A 1646-nucleotide genomic window follows, 5' to 3' on the forward strand; every position below is an offset into this window, starting at 1 on the left:
TCCCTACTGCAAACCAGGAAACATGTTTTGTCCCAGAGCACTATCTGTCCGATGCATCTCTTTCCCTGTGGCTGCCATCAAGGCGATATCTGTCTCCAGCAAAGTCATATAGGTCTTCACCAACTGGTGGAGTTCATTGAATTGTTTTAAAGAAAATTTTATTTAAAGCAAAAGTTTACCAATAAAACATTAGTAAACTCTGGTTTGATTAAAGAGAGAATGAGAGTTTTGTTGTGAGTTTTTCTTACATCTCATTCTTTACAACAAGATAATCCAATTTAAAACTTCTCTACTCCCTCTGAACTATACCCTAGCAAAGTAGCCTCATATTGATCTCCTAGTCCATTAGCATCATTCAGTTGAATCAACCACTCCTTAATAGTTTTTAATTTTACAATTGATGCATAGAAGGTTTGAAATATTCTGTTTGGTAGGTAAAACAGATTGTATTCATTGTCACTTGCATCTACGTAATAAATCTTGTTTAATTCTGAAGAAAAATTTATTTTTCCCTTAATCCTAGAATCAACCGAATAAAAACTATCAAGTTTTTCTCTAGTCAAGTATTCTTTCAATATTTCGATATCCTCTATATCATTTATTAAAGTCATCAGTGGGAATTCAAAATCTGTAACTCCTCTTTTAACAAAGATAGCAAAATAGAGCTGCGCCAACTCCTTGTTACGAATTTTACAGTATTCTGTACTAACCCCTCTTTCATTTAGTGAAATAAAAAATTCATCTTCTCTTTTTTCTAGAATGTAAATAATATCCACATTATCATATGCCTGCAACTTGTTATTTATTGAAACAATTTCGACATTGCTGATAAATCTTTTCAAACTTACAATATATTCATTATCAAACATTATAATTTCCTCAAATAACCAAATTCTATTAGTTTTTTAATAATAGCTGCCTCATCAGAAGGTATAGACATTATCTGTTTAGCAAAGAATGGATCTAATTTAAACTGTATTCCTCCTCCTGGTTGATTAAACCATGGGGCTATTTTTCCTTTTAAAACAGGTAAATCCATTAATATTTCATATTGATTATAATTCTTAAAATCCGAGTTTGGAGACATTGCCCTCATCTCTTTAGATTCACCAATATTTCCAAAAAAGTGTCCATAATCAGAACCAAATCGATCAATTTTATCTCCAGGAGATAGAGTTGTCTTTTGATATTCACCTTTTAAAAAGCCATCAATATTTGGATCACCTTTTTGTCCTGGCCAGTTCTCATTACCTGTAAGTTGATCAAAATATTTTGGATTATCATACACTGCCTTATTTTCAAGATATAGTTTTGAATTAACTGGTCTTTCCCAGGATAACAGTTTAACACGATCTTGAACCATTATACCTGATTCCGCATATTCATGCCATTGAAGATATCTCTGACGGTCCATCGGTTCCATACTCATCAAAGTTTTCTGGAATTTCTCCTTCGCCAGATATTGGTCAAAGTTACTGGATTCCCTCGCAAGCCTGCTTTCTTCCAGATTCTTCAGAATCTGTTCTCGGTTGTACTTCGGCGCCTCGACATCTACCTTCACCTTATTGAGACTAAACTTGCTGGCTGCTGAGGAGGCCGCATAGCCTCCTACCAGGTTCCCGATAAAGTTGGCGGTTTGGGCATCT

Annotated in this window: 2 protein-coding genes; both read right to left on the bottom strand. The window is 34.4% G+C overall.

Annotated features, from left to right (window positions below; translation table 11 throughout):
- Positions 1-278: 278 nt before the first annotated feature.
- Positions 279-869 carry a hypothetical protein gene (locus tag A0739_RS09705; protein WP_061587818.1) on the bottom strand — a complete coding sequence of 197 codons (591 nt, stop codon included), beginning with the start codon at positions 867-869 and terminating at the stop codon, positions 279-281.
- The coding region (locus A0739_RS10705; protein ID WP_231082589.1) for a TNT domain-containing protein at positions 869-1646 on the bottom strand (778 nt) is incomplete at its 5' end. The genes A0739_RS10705 and A0739_RS09705, both read right to left, overlap by 1 nt.

This window comes from Streptococcus oralis (assembly GCF_001588645.1).
Taxonomy (GTDB): domain Bacteria; phylum Bacillota; class Bacilli; order Lactobacillales; family Streptococcaceae; genus Streptococcus; species Streptococcus oralis_AB.

Coding starts and splice junctions, on each gene's coding strand:
- A0739_RS09705 (WP_061587818.1), bottom strand. CDS start 869: ATGTTTGATAATGAATATATTGTAAGTTTGAAAAGATTTATCAGCAAT.